The organism is Leucobacter sp. M11 (assembly GCF_035726885.1).
In the GTDB taxonomy this organism is placed as follows: domain Bacteria; phylum Actinomycetota; class Actinomycetes; order Actinomycetales; family Microbacteriaceae; genus JAPFRB01.
In genome coordinates this window covers 372,269-376,081 of record NZ_JAPFRB010000001.1, presented here as the reverse complement: position 1 = coordinate 376,081, position 3,813 = coordinate 372,269, and the positions used below count along the sequence as shown (strand labels likewise).

The window sequence follows — 3,813 nt, the reverse complement described above, 5'->3', positions numbered from 1 at the left end:
TCATCAGCAAGGACGGCTACATCCTCACGAACTCGCACGTCGTGACGCTCGACTCCACGCCGCGCGACCAGGTCGGCGTTCGCGTCTTCCTGAGCGACGGCCGCATCCTGACCGGCACCATCGTCGGGGCGGACCCCTACTCCGACCTCGCCGTGGTGAAGGTCGAGGCGGACGATCTCCAGCCCATCGAGATGGCGGACTCCAGCACGCTCGGCGTCGGCGATCTCACCGTCGCCATCGGGGCCCCGCTGAACCTGTCCAGCACCGTCACGAGCGGCGTGATCAGCGCCCTGAACCGTGGGATCACGGTCGGCAGCACCGCCGTGCCGGAGGACCCGCAGCAGCAGGAGAGCCAACCGAGCGATCCCCGTGACCTGTGGAACTTCGACTTCGATCGCGGACCAGAGGGCGAGCAGGAGCCCCAGCAGCAGGCCCCGTCCGGCTCGATCACCCTCCCGGTGATCCAGACCGACGCCTCCATCAACCCGGGCAACTCCGGCGGGGCGCTCCTGGACGGCGAGGGCCGCCTCATCGGGATCAACGTGGCCATCGCCTCGACCTCCGCCAGCGGGGACACCGCAGGCAGCGTCGGCCTCGGCTTCGCGATCCCCGTGAACCTCGCACAGCGGGTCGCCGAGTCCCTGATCAAGGGGGAGGCCCCCTCGCACGGCCTCCTGGGTGTGACCGTCGGCGACGCGAGCGGCGACGCCCGCGCCAGCCAGTCCGGGGCGATGCTCGGGGAGCTGACCCGCGGCGGCGCGGCCGAAAAGGCGGGCCTGCGCTCCGGCGACGTGGTCACCTCCTTCGACGGGATCCCGGTCGTGGACGGCACCTCGTTGTCCGCGCTCGTCCGCTCGGTCGCCGGAGGCACCTCGGTCGAACTGGGGTACCTCCGGGACGGCAAGCAGAAGACGGTCGAGGTCACTCTCGGCACCCTGGATACCTAAGCCGGGAATCGGCAACTCCGCCCCGCGTCCGCGGCCCCCTCGGGGCCGCGGACGCTACGGTTGGACATGCGCGCAGCGCCGCGCCAGCAACAGCAGGAACCGGAGAGAGGGAGCACGGTGGCAGCGAGAAACTTCACCTTCGCGCGGGGGAACCTGGCGAAGCTGCTGAACCTGCCCCGGTACCTGCTCGCGATTCCGCTCAGCTGGCTCGTGCCCCGCGACCCGAAGCGCTGGGTCTTCGGCAGCGGCGCGGGGATCGGCGAGGGCGCGCTGCCGCTCCTGCAGGCCCTCCGGACCGCCGAGCCCGACGCCTCGATCCTCTGGCTCGGCAGCGATGACCCCGTGCGCGCCGCGCAGGAGCGTGCGGATGCGGCACGGCTCGGGATCGACTGGCGGCCCAAGCGCGGCCCCCGCGGCACCTGGCACACCCTCCGCGCCGGGGTCATCGTGGTGACGCACGGCTTCGGCGACGTCAACCGCTTTGGCGTGTTCGGCGGCACGGTCGTGCAGCTGTGGCACGGCGCGCCCCTCAAGCGCCTGCACCTGGATTCCCCGGCCACCACCCGGGTCCCCGGGGGCCTCGGACGCCTCCTCGCGCCGGTGCGCCGCCTCCTCGACGCGATGTACCGCGCCGGGGGCGACCGAATCTCGCTGTTCGTGGTCGGCTCGGCCACCGCGGCGGAGCGGATCAGCTCCGCCTTCGGCCTGGACCCGGCGCGGATCGCCGCGCTCGGCGACCCGCGCGTCGACGTGCTCGCCCGGGCCGTCGCCCAGCGCGCCGAGGGCGATGACTCCGCCTGGCGGGAGGCCGAGGACCGCATCCGGCAGCTCGCGGGGATCCCCGAAGACGGGTCCCGGCTCGTGCTCTACGCCCCCACCTGGCGTGACGGGGCCCCGGACCCCGCCGTGCCCACGACCGCGGAGTGGGAGCGGCTGCGCGCCTGGGCCGCCGACTCCGGTTCCCGGCTCGTCATCCGCTCGCACCCGCTGGGCCAGGGAGGCTACGCCGCGGGCGCTCCGGCGGGCTGCCACCTCCTCGGCGCGGACGCCGTGCGGGAGATCACCCCGCTGCTGCCCGGCTTCGCCGCGGTCATCACCGACTACTCCTCGCTCGCGATTGACGTGTCCGCCCTCGGCACCCCGGTCGTCTGGTTCGCCCCAGACCTGGAGGCCTACGCTGCCGAACGCGGCCTGTACGAGCCCTACCGGGTCACCTCTGGCGGGGGCTTCGCCCGGGACTGGGCCGGGGTCGTCGCCGAGCTGGAACGTCTCGCCCGGGACCCCGCCGAGCTCGCGGCCGCCCGGGGCCGGCAGCGCGTCCTCGCCGAGCGCTTCCACGCGCACCCGGAGGGCGGGGCCGCGGAGCGCGTCCTCGCCGAGATCCAGCGGCGACGCGACCCGGCCCACACGATCACCCCCGCCGCCCCCGCGCCCCGGGGGAGCGAGGACGCCGTGTTCTTCGAGAGCTTTTACGGCCGCAGCGTCGCCTGCAACCCCCTCGCCCTGGACCGGGAGATCGCGCGCAGCCACCCCGGCACGCGCCGCTACTGGAGCGTGGTCTCGCTCGAACAGCGCGTGCCCGAGGGGGCCATCGCGGTCGCGGAGGGCAGCCCCGACTGGCACCGCGCCCGCCGCGCGGCCCGCCTCATCGTCGCGAACGACTGGCTCCGGCACGGCTTCCGTCGCTCCCGGGCGCAGACCGTGCTGCAAACCTGGCACGGCACGATGCTCAAGCGGCTCGCGCTCGACCGCCCGCGGCCCGGCCTGCGCACCCGCCTCGCGGTGCGCCGGGAGAGCCGCCGCTGGGACTTCCTGCTCTCCCAAAACCCGCACAGCACGGCGCACCTGCGCAAGAGCTATGCCTATCACGGCCCCGTGTGGCAGGTCGGCTATCCGCGCACCGACGCCCTGGTCACGGGGAGCCGAGCGGCGGCGCGAGCCGCCCTCGGCATCGGCGAGGACACGCGCGCGCTGCTCTACGCCCCCACCTGGCGCGACGGCGGCGACGCCCTCGTCGACGAGCTCGATGTGGCCGCCCTCGCCGCCGAGCTCGGCCCCGAGTGGCTCATCCTCGTGCGCGGGCACACCCGCACGCACGCCTTCGGCTCCTACGCGGAGCGCGCCCCCGGGGCGGGCCCCGGGGCCGCCATCCGGGACGTGTCCAGGCTCGACGACGTGAACCCCCTGCTCCTGGCCAGCGACCTGCTCGTCACCGACTACTCGTCGCTCATGTTCGACGCGAGCGTGTGCCGGACCCCGATGGCGTTCTTCGTGCCCGATCTCGCGCGGTACCGGGACCGGGAGCGCGGCTTCACCCTGGACTTCGAGGGCACCGCGCCGGGACCGCTGCTGCGCTCCCGGGCGGAACTGCTCACCCTCCTTCGCGGGGACGAGGCCGCCTGGCGAGACACCGATACGCCGCGCTACGCGGCGTGGCGAAACCGCTACAACCCCCACGATGACGGGCGGGCCGCCGAACGAATCGTCGCCCGGCTTGCCTGCGACGGCGCGCTGGGCGAGCGCGCCTCGGGCGAGGGCCACGCCGAGCGGCCCGGCCGCGCGAAGCGGGCAACGACCGCCGGCTGACCGGGGCGGGGGAGCCCGACCCGGCGAAGCCCGACTCAGCCGAGCCGGGAGCGATCGACCGAGCCGCCGCCACCCTTGACCAAACCGACGAGGAAGCCGCTCCCCCAGCTCAGGTGCATCGTGATCAGCACCGCGGCGCTGCGCAACCGGTCGCCGAGGCCGAGCTGGCCGGGCATCCGCGAGACGCCGTAGCCGACGCCCAGCAGGTAGCCGAGCGGGGCGAGGTGGATGCCGCTCGCCCACGCCGCGACGGGGCCAGCGAGCACCCCGCTCAGCTGGA

At 74.5% G+C, this 3,813-nt stretch carries 2 protein-coding genes and 1 pseudogene; 2 read left to right on the top strand and 1 reads right to left on the bottom strand.

Annotation, left to right across the window (positions count from 1 at the left end; translation table 11 throughout):
• A partial coding sequence (locus OOT08_RS01880) for a S1C family serine protease (RefSeq protein ID WP_325090865.1) occupies positions 1–947 on the top strand: 947 nt, incomplete at its 5' end.
• Between the two features lie 117 nt (positions 948–1,064).
• A complete protein-coding gene (locus tag OOT08_RS01875; RefSeq protein WP_325090864.1) occupies positions 1,065–3,533 on the top strand; it encodes a CDP-glycerol glycerophosphotransferase family protein in 2,469 nt (822 codons plus the stop codon).
• Between the two features lie 35 nt (positions 3,534–3,568).
• On the opposite strand, the pseudogene OOT08_RS01870 reads toward OOT08_RS01875, so the two are convergent.
• A pseudogene (locus tag OOT08_RS01870) lies at positions 3,569–3,813 on the bottom strand (glycosyltransferase family 2 protein); the annotation flags it as partial.